The sequence below is a fragment of the Nesterenkonia xinjiangensis genome, from assembly GCF_013410745.1.
Lineage (GTDB): Bacteria > Actinomycetota > Actinomycetes > Actinomycetales > Micrococcaceae > Nesterenkonia > Nesterenkonia xinjiangensis.
Genome location: NZ_JACCFY010000001.1, coordinates 3,419,915 through 3,439,302, shown reverse-complemented (window position 1 = coordinate 3,439,302; position 19,388 = coordinate 3,419,915). Strand labels below are relative to the sequence as shown.

Annotated in this window: 15 protein-coding genes; 7 read left to right on the top strand and 8 right to left on the bottom strand. The window is 68.4% G+C overall.

Annotated features, from left to right (window positions below; translation table 11 throughout):
* Positions 1-177: 177 nt before the first annotated feature.
* The 3 genes from HNR09_RS15360 to HNR09_RS15350 all read left to right on the top strand — a co-directional run bounded on the left by HNR09_RS15360 (position 178) and on the right by HNR09_RS15350 (position 5,721).
* Positions 178-3,000 (top strand): aconitate hydratase AcnA, encoded by a 2,823-nt coding sequence (locus HNR09_RS15360; RefSeq protein WP_179542821.1) that lies wholly within the window; start codon positions 178-180, stop codon positions 2,998-3,000.
* Positions 3,001-3,136: 136 nt separating this feature from the next.
* Positions 3,137-5,155 carry a 1-deoxy-D-xylulose-5-phosphate synthase gene (gene dxs / locus HNR09_RS15355; protein ID WP_179542820.1) on the top strand — a complete coding sequence of 673 codons (2,019 nt, stop codon included), beginning with the start codon at positions 3,137-3,139 and terminating at the stop codon, positions 5,153-5,155.
* Between the two features lie 71 nt (positions 5,156-5,226).
* Positions 5,227-5,721, top strand: coding sequence for a hypothetical protein (locus HNR09_RS15350; RefSeq protein WP_179542819.1), 495 nt, complete (start codon positions 5,227-5,229; stop codon positions 5,719-5,721).
* A gap of 53 nt (positions 5,722-5,774) precedes the next feature.
* Here HNR09_RS15350 and HNR09_RS15345 read toward each other — a convergent pair whose 3' ends face one another.
* The 6 genes from HNR09_RS15345 to msrB all read right to left on the bottom strand — a co-directional run bounded on the left by HNR09_RS15345 (position 5,775) and on the right by msrB (position 12,071).
* Positions 5,775-6,215 carry a Rieske (2Fe-2S) protein gene (locus HNR09_RS15345; protein ID WP_179542818.1) on the bottom strand — a complete coding sequence of 147 codons (441 nt, stop codon included), beginning with the start codon at positions 6,213-6,215 and terminating at the stop codon, positions 5,775-5,777.
* Between the two features lie 79 nt (positions 6,216-6,294).
* Positions 6,295-8,517: a 3-hydroxyacyl-CoA dehydrogenase NAD-binding domain-containing protein gene (locus tag HNR09_RS15340; protein WP_246348907.1), complete on the bottom strand. Its 2,223-nt coding sequence runs from the start codon at positions 8,515-8,517 to the stop codon at positions 6,295-6,297.
* A 50-nt stretch (positions 8,518-8,567) separates the two neighbouring features.
* Positions 8,568-9,797, bottom strand: a complete 1,230-nt coding sequence (locus HNR09_RS15335) for a ribonuclease D (RefSeq protein ID WP_246348904.1) — start codon at positions 9,795-9,797, stop codon at positions 8,568-8,570.
* A 7-nt stretch (positions 9,798-9,804) separates the two neighbouring features.
* Entirely contained in the window at positions 9,805-10,488 is a 684-nt protein-coding gene (locus HNR09_RS15330) for a DUF3000 domain-containing protein (protein WP_179542816.1), read from the bottom strand.
* Between the two features lie 21 nt (positions 10,489-10,509).
* The gene (locus HNR09_RS15325; protein ID WP_343047565.1) at positions 10,510-11,637 is read right to left on the bottom strand and encodes a threonine aldolase family protein; all 1,128 of its coding nucleotides are present in this window, start codon (positions 11,635-11,637) and stop codon (positions 10,510-10,512) included.
* Positions 11,634-12,071 carry a peptide-methionine (R)-S-oxide reductase MsrB gene (msrB, locus tag HNR09_RS15320; RefSeq protein ID WP_179542815.1) on the bottom strand — a complete coding sequence of 146 codons (438 nt, stop codon included), beginning with the start codon at positions 12,069-12,071 and terminating at the stop codon, positions 11,634-11,636. Before msrB ends, HNR09_RS15325 begins: the two co-directional genes overlap by 4 nt.
* A 264-nt stretch (positions 12,072-12,335) precedes the next feature.
* Between msrB and HNR09_RS15315 the strand changes: the two genes are divergently transcribed.
* Positions 12,336-13,709 carry an alpha/beta hydrolase family protein gene (locus tag HNR09_RS15315; RefSeq protein WP_179542814.1) on the top strand — a complete coding sequence of 458 codons (1,374 nt, stop codon included), beginning with the start codon at positions 12,336-12,338 and terminating at the stop codon, positions 13,707-13,709.
* On the opposite strand, the gene HNR09_RS15310 is transcribed toward HNR09_RS15315, so the two are convergent.
* Together HNR09_RS15310 and HNR09_RS15305 are read right to left on the bottom strand one after the other, a co-directional pair.
* A complete protein-coding gene (locus HNR09_RS15310; RefSeq protein ID WP_179543253.1) occupies positions 13,681-14,139 on the bottom strand; it encodes a SufE family protein in 459 nt (152 codons plus the stop codon). The genes HNR09_RS15315 and HNR09_RS15310 overlap by 29 nt on opposite strands.
* 117 nt (positions 14,140-14,256) lie before the next feature.
* The gene (locus HNR09_RS15305) at positions 14,257-15,141 is read right to left on the bottom strand and encodes a sulfurtransferase (protein WP_179542813.1); all 885 of its coding nucleotides are present in this window, start codon (positions 15,139-15,141) and stop codon (positions 14,257-14,259) included.
* 128 nt (positions 15,142-15,269) lie between these two features.
* Here HNR09_RS15305 and zapE point away from each other — a divergent pair, with 128 nt between their 5' ends.
* From zapE to gndA, 3 genes are all read left to right on the top strand, one after another.
* Entirely contained in the window at positions 15,270-16,358 is a 1,089-nt protein-coding gene (gene zapE, locus HNR09_RS15300) for a cell division protein ZapE (protein ID WP_179542812.1), read from the top strand.
* A gap of 216 nt (positions 16,359-16,574) precedes the next feature.
* Positions 16,575-17,513, top strand: a complete 939-nt coding sequence (gene ppk2, locus HNR09_RS15295) for a polyphosphate kinase 2 (RefSeq protein WP_179542811.1) — start codon at positions 16,575-16,577, stop codon at positions 17,511-17,513.
* Positions 17,514-17,787: 274 nt separating this feature from the next.
* Positions 17,788-19,230 carry an NADP-dependent phosphogluconate dehydrogenase gene (gndA, locus tag HNR09_RS15290; RefSeq protein ID WP_179542810.1) on the top strand — a complete coding sequence of 481 codons (1,443 nt, stop codon included), beginning with the start codon at positions 17,788-17,790 and terminating at the stop codon, positions 19,228-19,230.
* The last annotated feature ends 158 nt before the right edge of the window (positions 19,231-19,388 follow it).

Genomic DNA, 19,388 nt, shown 5'->3' with positions numbered 1-19,388 from the left:
CCCGGTCGCACCACTGACCCGAGATCGCCGTCGTGCTCACTGTTGAGCGTCGCTGCGTCCACGGGGCGACCGAGGCCGGCACCGGAGACTCCGCCATGTGAGATACCTCAGCGCCCGTAGTCCGGGGGCCGTGCGCCGCCGGACCGTGTCCGTCTGGCAACTACAGAGGAGTCCCGCGTGAGCACTGTGGACAGCTTCGGAGCAAAAGGCGTTCTCAACGTCAACGGCGCCGACTATGAAATCTTCCGCCTCAACACTGTGGAGGGGTACGACTCCCTGCCCTACAGCCTGAAGGTCCTCCTGGAGAACCTTCTGCGCACTGAGGACGGGGCGAATGTGACGGCCGAGCACATCACGGCCATCGGGCAGTGGGACGCGAAGGCACAGCCCAACACTGAGATCCAGTTCACCCCAGGCCGGGTGCTGATGCAGGACTTCACGGGCGTGCCCTGCGTGGTGGACCTGGCGACCATGCGCGAGGCTGTGGCCGATCTCGGCGGCAACCCGGACCAGATCAACCCGCTGGCGCCGGCCGAGATGGTCATCGACCACTCCGTGCAGATCGACTCCTTCGGCAATTCGGACGCGATCGAGCGCAACATGGACATCGAGTACCAGCGCAACGGCGAACGGTATCAGTTCCTGCGCTGGGGTCAGATGGCCTTCGACGACTTCAAGGTCGTGCCCCCGGGCATGGGCATCGTGCACCAGGTCAACATCGAGAACCTGGCCCGTGTGGTGATGACCCGGGAGATCGACGGCGTGCTGCGCGCCTACCCGGACACCTGCGTGGGCACCGATTCGCACACCACGATGGAGAACGGCCTGGGCGTGCTGGGCTGGGGCGTGGGCGGCATCGAGGCCGAGGCTGCGATGCTCGGCCAGCCGATCTCCATGCTGATCCCGCGCGTGGTCGGCTTCAAGCTCTCCGGTGAGATCCCGGCCGGCGCGACGGCCACCGACGTCGTCCTCACCATCACCCAGATGCTCCGCGAGCACGGCGTGGTCGGGAAGTTCGTCGAGTTCTACGGCGAGGGCGTCGCTGCGGTGCCGCTGGCCAACCGCGCCACCATCGGCAACATGTCCCCGGAGTTCGGTTCCACCGCGGCCATGTTCCCTGTCGACGAGGTCACCATCGACTACCTGCGCCTGACCGGCCGCACCGAGGAGCAGCTCGCCCTCGTGGAGGCCTACGCCAAGGAGCAGGGCATGTGGCACGACGCGTCGCGCGAGCTGCGCTTCTCGGAGTACCTCGAGCTGGACCTCTCCACCGTGGTGCCGTCCATCTCGGGACCGAAGCGTCCGCAGGACCGCATCGAGCTCACCGACGCGAAGCAGCAGTTCCGCAAGGACATCCACAACTACGTGGAGCACACGGTCGACACCTCCACCAACGGCCACGCCGACGCCGCCTCCGCGGCCTCCTTCCCGGCCTCCGACGCTCCGGCGCACGCCGCCGACGAGGAGCAGGACGCCAAGGACCGTCCGCGCCACGACGACAGCGGACCCGTGGTGGGCCGCCCGTCCAAGCCGGTGGGCATCTCGATGCCCGACGGCCGTGAGTTCACCCTGGACCATGGTGCGGTCTCCATCGCGTCGATCACGTCCTGCACGAACACCTCCAACCCCAATGTCATGCTCGCCGCAGGTGTGCTGGCGCGCAACGCGGTGGAGAAGGGCCTCACGCAGAAGCCCTGGGTGAAGACCTCCATCGCCCCGGGATCGAAGGTCGTTACCGACTACTACGAGAAGTCAGGCCTGATCGAGTACCTGGAGAAGATCGGGTTCTTCGTGGTCGGCTACGGCTGCACCACCTGCATCGGCAACTCGGGTCCCCTGGAGGAGGAGATCTCCCAGAAGGTCCAGGACGAGGACCTCGCCGTGACCTCGGTGCTCTCCGGAAACCGGAACTTCGAGGGCCGCATCAACCCCGACGTGAAGATGAACTACCTGGCCTCCCCGCCGCTGGTGGTCGCCTACGCGCTGGCCGGCACGATGGACTTCGACTTCGAGAACGAACCGCTGGGCCAGGACGCCGACGGCGGTGACGTCTTCCTGCGCGACATCTGGCCCGACCCCGTCGAAGTCCAGAGGATCATCGACGAGTCCATCGACACGCAGATGTTCACCTCGAAGTACGACACCGTCTTCGACGGTGACCACCGCTGGACGGCGCTGGACACCCCGGAGGGCTCGACCTTCGCCTGGGACGAGAGCTCCACCTATGTGCGGAAGGCCCCGTACTTCGACGGCATGCAGCTGGAGGCCTCCCCGGTTGAGGACATCACCGACGCCCGGGTGCTGCTGAAGCTCGGCGACTCCGTGACGACTGACCACATCTCCCCCGCAGGGTCCTTCAAATCGGACACCCCAGCGGGACGCTATCTGCTGGAGAACGGCGTGGAGCGCAAGAACTTCAACTCCTACGGCTCCCGGCGCGGCAACCACGAGGTCATGATCCGGGGCACCTTCGCCAACATCCGGATCAAGAACGAGCTCCTCGACGACGTCGAGGGGGGTTTCACCCGGGACTTCACCCAGGACGGCGCCCCGCAGGCCTACGTCTACGACGCCGCGATGAACTACCAGGAGGCAGGCACGCCGCTGGTCGTGCTCGGCGGCAAGGAGTACGGCTCAGGCTCGTCGCGTGACTGGGCGGCCAAGGGCACCAAGCTGCTCGGGGTCCGAGCGGTCATCACCGAGTCCTTCGAGCGCATCCACCGGTCGAACCTCATCGGCATGGGCGTGCTCCCGCTGCAGTTCCCGGAGGGCGAGACCGCCGACACTCTGGGCCTGACCGGCTTCGAGACCTTCGGCATCTCGGGCATCACGGCGCTGAACGAGGGCACCACCCCGGAGACCGTGACGGTCACCGCCACCAAGGAGGACGGCACCGAGGTGTCCTTCGACGCGGTGGTCCGGATCGACACCCCCGGCGAGGCGGACTACTACCGCAACGGCGGCATCCTGCAGTACGTGCTGCGCCAGCTGGTGAAGTGACCGGCTGATCGAGGCGGCGGAAGCCGCCGGAGCGACGGCGGGCGGGCCAGGGGAGACTCTGGGCCGCCCGCCGTCGGCGTCCTGCGGGTGCGGGATCCGGGACGACGGACGGTAGAATCGCAGGAAGCCTGATCGCATGGGAGGGATCGAGTCCGTGAAGACCATTCTGGAGACCATCAGGTCTCCCCAGGATCTGACCCGGCTGTCCGATGAGCAGCTGGAACGGCTGTCCGCGGAGATCCGGCAGTTCCTCATCGACAACGTCTCCAGGACGGGCGGGCATCTGGGCCCCAACCTCGGCGTGGTGGAGCTGACCCTGGCGATCCATCGCATCTTCGACTCGCCTCGTGACTCGATCATCTTCGACACCGGACACCAGTCCTACATCCACAAGCTGGTGACCGGGCGTCAGGACTTCTCCACCCTGCGGCAGCAGGGAGGGCTGGCGGGGTACCCCGATCGGGCGGAGTCCATCCACGACGTCGTCGAGTCCTCCCACGCCTCCTCGTCGCTGTCCTGGGCCGACGGGATCTCCAAGGCCCGGGTCCTCAGCGGAGAGGACGACCGGTCCGTCGTCGCCGTCATCGGGGACGGAGCGCTGACCGGCGGCATGGCCTGGGAGGCGCTGAACAACATCGCCGCGGACAAGGACCGTCGAGTGATCATCGTCGTCAACGACAACGGTCGCTCCTACGCTCCGACAGTCGGCGGGCTCGCCGACCAGCTGGGTCGGCTGCGCCGCGGCTTCCTCGACAAGCTGCGCACACACCACGTCTACGAGAGGACGATGGACGGCACCAAGCAGCGTCTGCAACATGGGGGGCCGGTCAGCCAGATGGTCTACCGCAGCCTGCATGCGGCGAAGAAGGGCGCCAAAGACTTTTGGTCACCGCAGGGCCTCTTCGAGGACCTGGGCATGAAATACATCGGCCCGGTGGACGGCCATGATCAACGCTCCATGGAGGAGGCTCTCCAGGACGCCAAGAACTATGGCGGCCCGGTCATCGTCCATGCCCTCACGGAAAAGGGTCGCGGCTATGCACCGGCCCGCGCGGACGAGAAGGACCAGTTCCATGCCGTCGGGGTGATCGACCCGGAGACCGGCGAGCCTGTCTCGCGGGGGGCCGCACGGTCCTGGACCTCGGTCTTCGAGGAGGAGATCACTGCCATCGCCGACGAGCGTCCCGACGTCGTCGCGCTCACCGGAGCGATGCTCAACCCCGTAGGGCTGCGCAGCTTCGCCCAGAAGCACCCGGAGCGGGTCTTCGACGTCGGCATCGCCGAGCAGCACGCCGTCACCTCTGCGGCCGGGCTGGCCTATGGGGGGCTGCACCCGGTGGTGGCCCTCTACGCGACCTTCCTCAACCGGGCCTTCGACCAGCTGCTCATGGATGTCGCGCTCCACAAGGCGGGAGTCACCCTGGTCCTCGACCGCGCAGGGGTCACCGGTCCGGACGGCCCCAGCCATCACGGCATGTGGGACCTCTCCCTCCTGCAGATCGTCCCGGGGCTGCAGATCGCCGCACCACGTGACTCGACGCGGCTGCGTGAAGAGCTGCGTGAGGCAGTGGCGGTTGACGACGCTCCTACGGTGGTCCGTTTCTCCAAGGGCTCGGTCAACGGCGAGATCGACGCCCTGCATCGGTTCGACGACGGCGTGGAGGTGCTCCATGGCCAGACCGACGACGACGGCGCCTACAGCAACGACGTGCTGATCGTCTCGGTCGGCACGATGGCTGAACTGTCTCTCGACGTCGCTCGGCGACTCGCCGACCAGGGCATCACCTCCACGGTGGTCGACCCGCGATGGGTGCTGCCGGTGCCGGACACCGTGGTCTCCCTGGCGGCGAGGCACCGCATCGTGGTGTGCGCCGAGGACGGGGTGAAGGCCGGCGGCGTCGGGTCGCGGATCCGTCAGACCATGCGTGAGGCCGGAGTCGACACCGCTCTCAACGAGGTGGGTCTGCCGGTGGAGTTCCTCTCGCATGGATCGCGGGGCGAGGTGCTCGCACGGGTCGGACTGACCTCCGCCCAGATCGCCCAGGACACCGTGGCCCAGGTGCTGGGCACTAAGGTGCCTTTCGCCCGCCCGCTACCCGGGGAGGACCTCCCCACGGGAGAGATCCCCAGCTTCCCCTTCAGCCGGGACACCTGAACCTACCCCTGACCAGCTCACACTTCCCGCCGCTCGGGACCTCCGTGCGGCCCAGTCCTTCCGGAGGCTCCATGATCAGTCTGTTCCGTCCCGCCGAGCCGTCAGGCTGGCAGTATCGCGAGGCCTGGTTCGACGAGGCCGCCGGCGAGTTCGTGGTCCATCACGGTGCGGTGGGCGTCAACGGCACGCTGACCGCCGAGAAGGCGCAGCCCGAGGAGGCTCAGATGCTGCTGGAGAGCTTCACCGCCCAGTGTGCGGCCGACGGCTACCGCGAGGTGTCCGAGGAGGAGACCTCCGAGCTGGTGGTGGCTGTCCCGCTGAAGGGCCCGGAGCCTTCGGCTGCGGAACGGCGGAACGCGGACACCGTGCACGCCACGGTGCTGACCACCCTGGCCTGGCGCGGCCTGGGTGCGTTGAGCGATCCTGAGCCGGCGGAGTTCGACGGTGTCTCGGCGTTGGTCATGAGCGGCCGCACACTGCATCGGCGCAAGGCTGGAGACGCGGTGCGCGGAGCCATCCGCGGAACGGATGTGCCGGCCTCGAAGGTGCGTATCCGCATCGGCTGATCCTGATCGCACGGATCCGCCTCCGGTCCGGGCTCCTCAGAGGGTCGTACTGCTCAGATCAGCACACGAATTTCGCCGTCGGTGATCTCCGCCTCGAACCGGGTCAGGGGGCGGGTCGCGGGCCCAGAGATCGGCTCGCCCGAGTCGACGGCGAAGACGGAGCCATGGCAGGGGCAGGGGAACCGCTCGTCCTCAGCCTCCACCGTGCATCCCTGGTGGGTGCAGACGGACGTGAAGGCGTGCACCTCTTCCTCGCCGCTGCGGTGCAGCAGAAGGTCATGCTCTCCGACGCTGGCTGACGTGGAGGCTCCCGGCGGCAGCTCCTCGGCCGCGAGCACCGATTCCCACGTGTCGCCGGGATGCACGGCCTCGCCCGCGGACTCGGAGTCCTCCGTGCCGCCGCCGCAGGCTGCCAGTGAGAGCCCGGTCAGGCCGACGGCCCCGGCAGCGGTGGAGCGGAGAAAGGCCCGGCGGGCGCAGCATGTGTCACTCATCGGTCCCGAGTCTACCGGGACCAGGAACGCAGTGCCGCGCCCACCTGCCGGGCCGAGCTGATCGACTGTGGGGCCGACCTCAGTGGAAGGTGCGGCCGTTGATCCTCGCGCTGGCGCCGATCTGATCCAGGTAGGGAGTGATGCCGCCGCGGTGCATCGGCCAGGCGGCCCCGAGGATCATGCACAGATCGATGTCCTTCGGCGAGCTGACCACACCCTCGGTGAGCATCAGACCGATCTCCTGGGCCAGGGCGTCCTCGACGTCGTGGAGCAGCTGCTCGCCGGTGCGCGGGGAGTCGCCCACCTCGATGAGCGCCAGCGTCTCCTCCTTGATGTACGGGCGGCCATCCTCGTCGGTGCTCCAGATCTCGGTGACGCCTGCCTCGATGAGTCGCTGCAGATTGTCCGAGACATGGAACCTCTCACCGAACGCTGCGTGCAGCGACTCGGTCACGTGCTGGGCCACCGGGATGCCCACCATGGCCAGGAGGGTGAACGGCGTCATCGGCAGGCCGATCGGACGCAGTGCCTGGTCCGCAGTGGCCGCGTCGGTGCCCTCATCGAACGCCTTCTGGACCTCGGCCATGAGGCGCAGCAGGATCCGGTTGACCACGAACGCGGCCGAGTCGGTGGTCAGCACCGGGGTCTTGCGCAGCCGTGCGGCAAGGTCGAAGGCCGTGGCGATCGGCTCGTCAGCGGTCTGCGGGGTCCGGGCGATCTCGATCAGCGGCATCACGGCGACCGGGTTGAAGAAGTGAAAACCGATGACCCGCTCAGGGTGCCGCAGATCGGCGGCCATCTCCGTGACCGACAGGGAGGAGGTGTTCGTGGCCAGGATCGTCTCGGCAGGGACGATCTCCTCCAGCTCCGCGAAGACCTGCTTCTTCACCCCGATCTCCTCGAAGACCGCCTCGATGATGAAATCGGCGTCCGCGTAGACGGACTTGTCCGTGGAGCCGGTGACCAGGCTTTTGAGGCCTGCGGCCTGATCGGCGCTCAGCCTGCCCTTCGTCTGCAGCTTCTCCACCTGGGAGGAGACGAAGTCCAGGCCCTTGGCCACGCGGGCGTCGTCGACGTCGGTCATCACCACGGGCACCTGCAGGTGCTGGGCGAAGACCATGGCGAGCTGAGAGGCCATCAGCCCGGCCCCGACGATGCCGACCTTACCGACCTGACGCGGAGCCGTCTCCGGCACTCCGGCCGGACGCTTGGCGCGCTTCTGGACCAGCTCCAGGAAGGCGTAGACGGTGTTGGCGAACTCGGCGGTCACCATGAGCTCGGCCAGCGCATCGCATTCGGCGACCCGATCCTGCTCCCGATCCAGATCCTTGCCGGCGGTGAAGACCTCCAGCGCCTTCACCGGGGCGGGCGCAGACTCTCCGGTCTTCGTGGCCACGGTCCTGCGGGCGGAGCCCACGGCGCGCTCCCAGGCCTCCTCGGAGGTGTCACGGTCCCGGTGTCGCGTCAGTGAGGTCAGCGTCTCGGGGTCCTCGGAGATGACCCTGGCCGCGAAGGCCAGGGACTCCTGCTCGAAGTCGTCGGCCCCGAGCAGGGCGTCGGCGATTCCCAGCTCATAGGCCTGCGGGCCCTTGAGTGTGCGGTTGTTGGCCAGCGCATTGCTGAAGATCACCTGCGCGGCCGCCTCGGGGCCGATGAGCCGGGGCAGGCGGTACACACCGCCCCATCCGGGGATGAGCCCCAGGAAGGCCTCTGGCAGGGAGAGCGCCTTGGCGCCCGTGGAGACGGTGCGCCACTGGGCCGCCAGTGCGATCTCCAGACCGCCGCCCAGAGCGGTGCCGTTGATGAAGGCGAAGCTGGGCACCGGGAAGTCTTCGAGCAGGTTGTAGGCCTGATGGCCCAGCTCAGCCATGTTTCGGGCGAGCTCCGAGGATTCGATGGTGTTGACCGCGCCGAGATCCGCGCCGGCCACCAGGTATCCGGGCTTGCCGATCACGGCGAGGCCGACGATCTCGCCGGACTCAGCACGGGGCAGCTGAGCGGCCACGGCTTCGCCGAACGCGATGAGCGAGTTCGGTCCGAGCGTGGTGGGCCTTTTCGGCGCATCATTGTCGAGCCGGATGAGCGCCAGGGTGCCGGCGTCGTCGGGAAGTGCGACGTCCTCGACCCGGCTGTGCGTGAGCACCTCGTCGGAGAAGGCCTCCGCAAGGGCGGCGTAGCCGGAGAAGTCGGTCTGTGCGGGGGTGATGGCCTGCCGGTCGGTTCCGGCGGAGCTGGAGCGGGCGGACTGCGCGTTCATGGGTGCCTCCACAGCGTCGTCGTCAGGGAAGAATGCGTTCTGCATCACATGCTACCGACGAGTAGCTCACCTGGCCAGCGCCTTCGTCGGCTGCCTCAGAGATCGTCCAGACGGTCCGGGTCCAGCAGAGCGACCGTGACGATGGCCGCGGCCTGCTCCACCTGCCATGGACGGGCGCCCAGCTCGGCCAGAGCTGCTGCGACCGTCTCGAGATCGATCGGCTCCGGAGGTTCCCAGCAGACCTGCTTGAGCACCGCCGGAGTCAGCAGGATCTCTGACATGACCTCCAGCCTCTCGGCCTGCCGGACCAGGCGCTCCCGGGCCGTGCGGTACCGGCGGAAGGCCAGCGGATTCCGGTCCTTCCAGGAGCGCGGAGGAGGGGGAGCGCCGGTGCGGCGCTGCAGTTCAGGAAGGTCCTCGGACGCCGCCCCGGCTTTGACCGCCCGCAGCCATCGCGGGGCTTCCCGTTTGGCGGCACGCCCGTGGAATCCCGGCACTCCCAACAGCTGCGGCACGGTCCCGGGCATGTCCTGGGCCGCGGCGACCAACGCAGAGTCGGGGAGCACGTGGCCCGGGGCGATGTCCTTCTGCTCGGCCAGGTGCTCGCGGGCGCGCCACAGCTCGCGCAGGGCTGCCAGGCGGCGCGGACTCTTCAGCTTGTTGATCCCGGTGGTCTTGCGCCATCGGTCCTTCCTCGGGACCGCGGCCGGTCGATGCGTCCGCACATGCTCGAACTCCTGGGCCGCCCAGTCCGTCTTTCCCTGCTCCTCGAGCATCTGGCTGAGCGAGGAGCGCAGCTCGATCAGCAGCTCGACGTCCAGAGCCGCATAGCGCAGCCAGTCCTGCGGCAGAGGGCGTCGGGACCAGTCCGCCGCCGAGTGCTCCTTGGCCAGCCGGACGCCCAGCAGGGATTCGACGACGGCACCGAGGCCGACGCGGGGCAACCCGGCCAGCCGGGCTCCCAGCTCGGTGTCGAAGAGCGCGTGCGGGTGCATCCCCAGCTCGGCCAGGCAGGGAAGATCCTGGGAGGCGGCGTGCAGGATCCATTCCGCACTGCCGAGGGCGCGCTGCAGCGGGATGAGCGTGTCGAAGGGCTCGGGGTCGATCAGCCAGAGTCCTGAGCCCTCACGCTTGAGCTGCACGAGAAAGGCCCGCTGGCCATAGCGGAAGCCCGAGGCGCGCTCCGCGTCGACCGCCACCGGTCCGGTGCCTGCGGCGAGGGCCTCGGCGCAGCGCTGCAGGCCTCGCGGGGTGTCGATGACGAAGGGGACTCCGTCGGCGGGCTCGGTCAGCAGGGGCGGAAGATGCTCTTCCTGGTCCTCCATGATGTGGTCAGTTCCTCCTGACATGGGGCAGGGCCACCACGCCGTCGGGCAGGGGCGGGAGTCCGGCGAAGGAGCAGACCATGTCGGCCCAGGCTTCCAAGTGCCGGCCCAGGTGCGAGCCCGTGGGCGTCCAGGAGGCGCGCAGCTCCACAGTGTTGCTGGCCCGACGCTCCTCGAGACTGCCGAAGGACTCCGAGAGGATGCGCGTGGCAGTGCCGCCGGCGTGGCTGTGCTCGACGCCGCACTGGTCCAGCGAATCACTCAGCCAGGTCCAGGCGACCTCCGCGAGCAGGGGATCGTTGCCCATGTCCGCGTCCAGCTCGGCACGGATATAGATCACCACCCGGAAGGTCCCGCCCCAGGTCTCCTGGCCTTGGGGATCGTGCAGCAGGATGAAGCGCCCCGTCGCCAGCATGTCCGGTTCCTCCGGCGCCGGCCGGAGCCGGGCAGGGCCGTGCACCGGAGTCTTCGCCGAAGGTTCCAACACCTCGGCACGCAGCGCCACCGCGTAGGGGGCGAGTTTCACCGGGGCCGGGATCTCCTCGACGAGCGCCTGGTGCCGAGGTCGGGCACGGCGCAGCTCCCCCAGGGCCGAGCGGAAGGACTCTGGGAGCTCGTCGATGCCGGGAGTGGAGATCTGTGGGCCGAGCCCGCGTCCCCTCGCAGATCCGGCTGGATCGAGTGCTGTCACGCATCCAGCCTATGGACAGGATCAGCCACCGTGGGCGAGGCGCGCCGTGGAGGCTCTGCGCGCGTGGTCCACCAGCTCGTCGATCTGCGCATCCGAGGTGGCGAAGGAGCACATCAGGCGGATGATCGGGTCACCGTCGGCCGCCTCGTCCCAGACATGGCACAGGTACCGCGACTGCAGGGCCGCCACCACATGGCGGGGCATCTTCGGGAACACGGCGTTGACCTGGGCGGGGGAGGAGAGTTCGATGCCGTCGATCTGCGCGAGCCGCTCGCCCAGCCGCCGCGCCTGTGCGTTGGCATGCTCGGCGTTGCGCCGCCACAGGTCCGTGCCGAAGAGCTCGAGCAGCTGGGCGGAGACGAACCGCTGTTTGCTGGCCAGCTGCATCGAGAACTTCCGGATGTAGTCGAGCCCGGTCACCCTGTCCGGGTTCAGGACGACGACGGCCTCGGCCGCCAGCGCCCCGTTCTTGGTGCCGCCCAGACTGAGGACGTCGACGCCGACGTCGGTGGTGACCTCACGCAGAGACACGCCCAAGGCCGCGGCCGCGTTGGAGATCCGTGATCCGTCCATGTGCACTCCCAGGCCCGCGGCGTGCGCCCGCTCGGCCACGGCGGCGATCTGGGCGGGGGAGTAGACGGTGCCGACCTCGGTGGACTGGGTGAGCGTCACGGCCAGCGGCTGTGCGGCATGGACGAAGCCCTGTGCACCCAGTTCCGCGTCGACGTCCTCCGGGGTGAGGCGACCGTCGGGGCGAGGGCGGGCCAGCAGCTTGATCGCCCCCACTCGTTCCGGCGCGGCACCCTCGTCAGTGTTCACATGTGCCTGGCGGGTGCAGATGGCGGCTCCCCAGCGAGGCAGCATCGCCTGCAGGGAGACCACGTTGGCGCCCGTGCCGGTGAACACCGGGAAGATCTGCGCCTGCGATCCGAACTCCTCACGGATGACATGCTCCAGCCGTGCTGTCACACCGTCCCCGCCGTAGGGGAGGGCAGAACCCGTGTTGGCGTCGGTGATGGCCCCGAGGACCGCCGGCGAGATCCCGGCGGTGTTGTCCGAGGCGAAGCCCGGGTCGAGCAGGTCCGCCGGCACAGCTGGTGCCGCTGACTCCGCGGCCCTCTCAGCGGCGGTCAGGTCGATGCTGGTCACTCGTCCTCCTCCTGGAAGGTCATCGACAGGGAGTTGATGCAGTATCGCTGATCAGTCGGGGTGTCGAAGCCTTCCCCGGAGAACACGTGTCCCAGGTGGGAGTCGCAGGAGCCGCAACGGACCTCCACACGCTCCATGCCCATCCCTGTGTCGCGAAGATAGCGCACGTTCGCACCCTCGGCGGGCTGGTAGAAGCTCGGCCACCCGCAGCGGGAGTCGAACTTGGTCTCGGAGGTGAAGAGCTCGGCGCCGCAGGCGCGGCAGCGATACACGCCGGGCTGGCCGGCGTCCCAGTGCTCTCCGGTGAACGGGCGCTCCGTACCCCCTTGGCGCAGGACGTAGTACTCCTCGGGGCTCAGTCGTTCTCGCCACTGAGCGTCGCTCAGCGAGGCGAATGCGGCCGGGGCGCCGGGGTCGGTCTGGTCAGTGCTCATGGCTCCATCACATCACGATCACATCGTCGGGTGTCCTCCACGGGCCCGTGCGGCGCCCGCGGCCGCCGACCCTGCGGGTCAGCGGTGTTCAGCAGGCACAACGTCCGGACCGCAACGGAGCTTCCCGAGGCGGCAGGCGCAGCCCGGCACCGGACTCGCCTGGGGCGTGGAACACAGCACGCGGCCGGAGGCGCGCGTAAGCTGACCTGTGGGCATCGTGGCCCTCGAGACACCCGGAACCGACCTCGTGGAGGCCTCCCAGTCATGTCATCCCGCGCTCACGCGCCCGGCACGGCAGCGCGTGCCCTGCCCGCTCAGGTCGGCGGCCTGACAGCACGGATCCGACGGGTCATCGAGCGGCTCCCCGAGAGACGTTCCCGACGGACTCCCGATCCGGACCCGCCGACGCCCTGGCTGCGAGCCTCGATGCTCGGCGTCGGCACCGGCCTGGCCGCCGGCATGACGCTGGCCGGGGCCGCCTCCGCCCTGGCGGGCCACTTCGCACGCGTGGTGGTCACGCCGGCCAAGGAGCATGCCGAGGACCTGGAGATCCTCGCTGTGGTGCGTGGACCCGCCGGTGACGAGGTCATCCTGCCGGCCACTCCCGAGACGGTCGTGGAGGGCACCTACGGACTCAACTTCCACGGTGGCCGGGCCAGCGCACGGATCGGGGAGATCAGCTCCTTCAGCCCTCGCGACGGCACGATCGCCCGCCGCGTCGAGAAGGTCCACGACGGGGACCTTCGCCAGGTGAACCGGGGATGGTGGACCTCCGTGCCGGACCCGACGCCCGACGCCGCCGGCTTCATCTCCCGCGACGTCGTCGTCGAGCTCCCGGGCGGACCGGCCCCGGCGTGGCACGTGCCCCCGCGCACCCGCACCGGCCCGCTGGCTGAGAAGAACGTCTGGGGGGTGATGGTCCATGGACGTGGGGGTCGACGCGCCGAGGGCATCCGTGCGCTGGGGGTGGCCGAGCGGCTCGGCATCGACGCCCTGCTGATCTCCTACCGCAACGACGGCGAGGCCCCGGACGCGCCCGATGGACGCTACGGACTCGGCATCACCGAATGGGAGGACGTGGAGGCCGCGGTGCAGCACGCTCTGGACCAGGGGGCCGAGGACGTCCTGCTCTTCGGCTGGTCCATGGGCGGGGCCATCGCTCTGCAGACTGCGGACCGGTCGCGGCTCGCACCGGCGATCCGAGGGCTGGTGCTCACCGGGCCGGTCGTGGACTGGATCGATGTGCTGGGCTACCAGGCACGGGCCAACCGCATCCCGGAGGCCGTGGGACGCCTGGGAAGCTGGTTCATCTCGCATCCGGCGGGACGCCGCGTGACCGGGCTGGCTGCCCCGGTGGACCTCAAGGCGTTGAACTGGATCGACCGTGCCGACCAGCTTCACGTGCGCACGCTGATCCTGCACAGCAGCGATGACGACGTCGTGCCCTACGTCCCCTCACGGAACCTCGCCGAGCGGAACGAGATGGTCACCTTCGTACCGTTCACCCAGGCGCGGCACGTCAAGGAGTGGAACCACGACCGTGAACGCTGGGAGCAGAGCGTGGTGGCGTGGGTGACGGAGCTGTTCGGCGGCGACGCACCGGCGCACCTCAGCTCAGCGACGCGACGTGCGCGGTGATGTTCCGCTTGATGCGGCCCAGCATCGCTGACATGCCACGCAGACGCAGGGGCGTGATGGCCTTAGACAGGCCCAGCCGTGCGGGGACGTCATCGGGCACCGCGAGGATCTCCTCGTAGCTGAGGCCGTTGAGCCCCTGATGCAGGATCGAGGCGAAGCCTCGGGTGGTGGGAGCCTCCGGCGGCGCGGAGAAGACGATCTCGGCTGTGCGGGCCTCGTCGTCGTACTCGAAGGCCAGGAACAGCGGAGTCTGACATTCCACCACCTGTTCCATGGAGTCGGCGGAGCCCTGATACCGAGGAGGAACCTCGGGCAGCTCTCGGGAGAGCTCCAGCAGCAGCTCCAGCTTCTGCTGGTCCGGCACCGCCTGGAACTCCTCGATGATCTCGGCCAGCGGCTCGGGCAGGCGCGCGGCGGTCGTGGTGGTCATCATGTCTCCAGGATAAGCGGGGAGGGCGTCCTGAGCCGACCCGCCGCCCGCCTGACGATGACAGGCACGGGCGACGGGCGCTCAAGAACCCGGGCGTCGCGGGGTCGACGAGGGCGTTCAGCCGCGGGGCGCCTCGCCGGGCTCCTCGCCCACGGCGATGGGCAGCCGCACCGCATTGCCCCATTCGGTCCAGGAGCCGTCGTAGTTGCGCACGTTCTCGTGGCCCAGCAGGTGCTGGAGCACGAACCAGGTGTGCGAGGAACGCTCGCCGATGCGGCAGTAGGCGATGACCTCGTCGGCCTCGCCGAGCCCGGCGTCCTCGCGGTAGATCTTCTCCAGCTCTTCGCGGGACCTGAAGGTGCCGTCCTCCCGGGCCGCCTTCCCCCAGGGCACGGAGGCTGCCGAGGGGATGTGTCCCCCGCGCAGAGCGCCCTCCTCCTCATAGCCCTCCATATGGGTGCGCTCCCCGGAGTACTCCAGCGGAGAGCGCACGTCCACCAGAGGCTTGCCGAAGTGGGCCTGCACGTCTTCGCGGAAGGCACGGTGGGTCGAGTCGTCCCGGGGGACCACCGGGTACTCACCCCGGGCCGGCGAGGGCCGCTCGGTGCTGACCTCGCGCCCCTCCTCGGTCCACTTCTGGCGGCCGCCGTCCATGAGGCGGACGTCCTGATGGCCGAAGAGTGTGAACACCCAGAGCGCATAGGCCGCCCACCAGTTGGACTTGTCACCGTAGAAGACCACGGTGGAGTCCCGGCTGATGCCCTTGGCCGCGGCGAACTCGGCGAAGTGCTCGCCGTCGAGGAAGTCTCGGGTGACCGGGTCGTTGAGCTCGGTGTGCCAGTCGATCTTCACTGCACCGGGGATGTGTCCGGTCTCGTAGAGCAGCACGTCTTCGTTCGACTCGACCAGCACCACGCCGTCGTCGTCCTTGTGCTCCGCCACCCATGCGGTGGAGACCAGCTTCTCCGGGTGGGCGTACTGACTGAAGTCCTTCTCGCTCATCTGCGGGGCCTTTCTGTCGGGCTCGGGCATACGCCTGGTGCCAGCGTATCGAGGCACGCGTTGTGTTCCCACCAGATGTCACGAACCGTCATGCGTTGGCGCCCGTGCTCAATGGGTAGCATGGCCTCATGCCGTCTGACGCCACGCCGCTGAGCCGAAGGAGTCCGCAGGTGGGCGTCGGGGAGCTCCTCGAGGGCCTGACGCCCTCGTTCCGCTTCGCCGATGTCTCCTTCGACTCCTACATCCCGGATCCCGGGCACCCCTCCCAGGCGCAGGCTGTGGAGGAACTGCGCGGATTCGCCGAGACCGTGGGGCGCCCTCGCGGATCGGGCGGACTGCTGTCCCGACTCTTCGGGGGAGGATCCTCGGGAGCCCCGAGCGGCAGGCGGGGGCGAAGCACAAAGAGTCCCAGAACGGGCGGCATCTACCTCGACGGCGGCTTCGGCGTGGGCAAAACCCACCTCTTGGCCTCGCTCTACCACGCCTCCCCGGGACAACGTGCCTTCGGGACGTTCGTGGAGTACACCAACCTGGTGGGCGCGCTGTCCTTCCGGCGCACCGTGGACGTGCTCTCGGACTACTCGCTGGTCTGCATCGACGAGTTCGAGCTGGACGACCCCGGGGACACCGTGCTGATGTCCCGACTGATGCGCGAGCTGACCGACGCCGGCGTCAAGCTCGCCGCCACCTCCAACACGCTGCCCGGCTCGCTGGGCGACGGACGCTTCGCCGCCTCTGACTTCCAGCGTGAGATCCAGGTGCTGGCCGACCAGTTCGCCGTGGTCCGGGTCGACGGCGAGGACTTCCGCCACCGTGGCCTGCCCGAGGCGCCCCCGCCGCTGGCCACCGAGAAGCTGGAGGACTTCGCCGCCGCGCACCACGAGGGAGCGACGATCGTCGTGGACGACTTCGAGGCCCTGACCGAGCACCTCAGCCAGGTGCACCCCAGTCGATACCGGCACCTGCTCAGCGGAGTCGAGGTGCTCGTGCTCAAGGGTGTCACCACCATCGAAGCCCAGTCCCTGGGACTGCGCTTCGTGGTGCTGGCGGACCGGCTCTATGACCAGGACGTGAAGATCATCGCCTCGGGGGTCCCGTTCGACCAGCTCTTCACCGAGGAGATGATGTCCGGCGGGTACATGAAGAAGTACCATCGGGCCGTCTCTCGCCTGACCGCCCTGGTCCGGTCCGGCCAGATGGGGGAGAAGGCGCTCTGACCACGCCGGTGGTGCGCGCACTGCTGTGCCGCGCCGCAGAGAGGCGTAGACTCGATCCTCACCATCGACGGGCTGCCGACGCGCCTCGGGGCAGACGTGGACGTGCCAGCGGCGCGTGTGCCCCGCTCTCGGAAGTCGTCATCGGAGGTCGTTAACGGGCCGTTCATCGGCGTCTGATCGGATGGAGGACGTCGCAGGAGAGAAGGGGAGCAGAGCATGATCAGGGACCAGGTGCAGGACATCGTGGGGGATCTGAACCAGGCGCCCCGGGAGAACCTCCGCGAGTTCATCGACCGCCTCCGCGAAGGTGGCTACACGGTCCAGGACGGCCACACTCCGGACCCGGACCTCATCGACCCCCAGGGCAACGCCGTTGAGACCTGGCAGGAGAACTACCCCTACGAGTATCGCCTCGAGCGGGACATCTATGAGCTGGAGAAGTACCACCTGCAGGTGGAGCTGCTGAAGTTCCAATACTGGGCAGAGGACTACGGGCTCAAGCACGTCCTCGTCTTCGAGGGTCGGGACGCGGCGGGCAAAGGCGGCACGATCAAGCGATTCACCGAGCACCTCAACCCCCGGACCGCACGCGTCGTGGCGCTGAACAAGCCCTCAGACCGGGAGCGTGGCCAGTGGTACTTCCAGCGCTACGTCCATCACCTGCCCACTGCGGGGGAGATGGTCCTGTTCGACCGTTCCTGGTACAACCGGGCAGGTGTGGAGCGGGTGATGGGCTTCTGCTCCGATGACGAGTATGAGGTGTTCATGCGGCAGGCTCCGCAGTTCGAACAGATGCTCGTCGATGCCGGGATCCACCTGACGAAGTTCTGGTTCTCCGTGACCCAGAAGGAGCAGCGGACCCGCTTCGCGATCCGGCAGATCGACCCGGTCCGGCAATGGAAGCTCTCGCCGATGGACTTGGAGTCCCTGGATCGCTGGGAGGCCTACACGGACGCCAAGGAGGAGATGTTTCGGCGCACGGACACCGATCATGCTCCATGGATCACCATCAAGTCCAATGACAAGAAGCGTGCCCGCCTCAACGCGATGCGCTACTTCCTCAGCCAGTTCGAGTACGAGGGCAAGGACCACGAGGTCGTGGGGGAGCCCGACCCGCTGATCGTGCGGCGCGGTCGCGACGCCGTCGGCGACTGACCCGCGCCCTCCTTGACGTCCGCGCCGCCGCTGACGTGGGGGACTGGCCCCGGGAAGCAATGGTCATCACATTGCGGTCCCCGAGGCGATAGAGTGTAGACGCTCGCCTCCTCGGTCGTCGTCGACCGTCGACGGCGAGCATCGTGTCATCTGAGCACCTCGCGCCACCGCCTCACCACGGGGCCGGTGCCGCATGAGGAGGCTGCGTCATCCCGGAAACCTCCCGGGACTAGGATGCACTCGATCGATCACCAGACCTCGATAAGGAGACTGCATGAGTGCCGATATCGGCGTGACCGGACTGGCCGTGATGGGAGCCAACCTGGCGCGGAACCTGGCCCGCAACGGCTACACCGTGTCCCTGCACAACCGGTCGGTGGGCCGCACCGATGCGCTGCTCGAGGCGCATGGGGACGAGGGCAGCTTCGTCCGCACTGAGACCCTGGCCGAGCTGGTCGAGTCTCTGCAGCGGCCACGTCGGGTGCTGATCATGGTGAAGGCCGGGGCCCCGGTGGACGCCGTCATCGAGGACCTCGTCCCGCTGCTCGACGAGGGTGACATCATCATCGACGCCGGCAACTCCTTCTACGAGGAGACTCGCCGTCGCGAGGAGACGCTCCGCGAGAAGGGCCTGCACTTCGTGGGCGTCGGCGTCTCCGGCGGTGAGGAGGGCGCCCTCAACGGTCCGTCGATCATGCCCGGCGGCTCCCGAGAGTCCTACGAGACCCTCGGTCCGATGCTGGAGAAGATCTCAGCGGACTACCACGGCGAGCCCTGCTGCGCCTGGGTCGGCACCGACGGAGCGGGCCACTACGTGAAGATGGTCCACAACGGCATCGAGTACGCCGATATGCAGGTCATCGGTGAGGCCTATGACCTCATGCGCAGCCTCGCCGGCATCGAGCCCGCCGACCAGGCGAAGGTCTTCCGCGAATGGAACACCACCGACCTGGCCTCCTACCTGATTGAGATCACCTCCGAAGTTCTCGAGCAGGAGGACGAGCTCACCGGCCGCCCCCTGGTCGACGTGGTGGTCGACTCCGCCGGTCAGAAGGGCACCGGCCGCTGGACCGCGATCTCCGCCCTGGAGGTCGGCTCGCCGGTCACCGCGATCGCCGAGTCGGTGTTCGCGCGTTCGATCTCCTCCCAGCAGGAGCTGCGCGCTGAGACCAACGCCGCATTCAGCTCCGGAATCGATGAGAACGCACCGGCCGCCGAGTTCGGCTCCGATTTCGTCGAGGACGTGCGCAAGGCCCTCTACGCCTCCAAGCTGGTCGCCTATGCCCAGGGTCTGGACATGCTGGTCGCCGCCGGGGAGGAGTACGGGTGGGACCTGGACCTGAAGTCCATCGCCTCGCTGTGGCGGGCCGGCTGCATCATCCGTGCCGACCTGCTGGACACCATCATGAAGGCCTACGACGCCGACGCCGACGAGCGGCCGAAGAACCTGCTGCTCGCCGAGGAGTTCACCGAGGCCATCAATGAGTGCCTTCCCGCCTGGCGCCGGGTGGTCGCCGCCGCGGCGACTCACGGGGTCCCGGCTCCAGTCTTCGCCTCGTCGCTCGCCTACTACGACAGCCTGCGTCGCGACCGTCTTCCGGCCGCGCTGACCCAGGGGCTGCGCGACTACTTCGGCGCCCACACCTACCAGCGCGTGGACAAGGAAGGCACCTTCCACACCCAGTGGTCGGGCGACCGCACCGAGATCGACGGCTGAGGCCGAGCATCACCTCGTCGACGCGCCGGCGTCGCACGATGGACGAGTCAGGGCCCGGCCCGCGGAAAGTTCCGCGGGCCGGGCCCTGACTCGTCCGGTCGCATGAGCCGTGGCCGCAGTGATGGGCATCACGGCCAGCTTGCTCTATGCTTCACAGG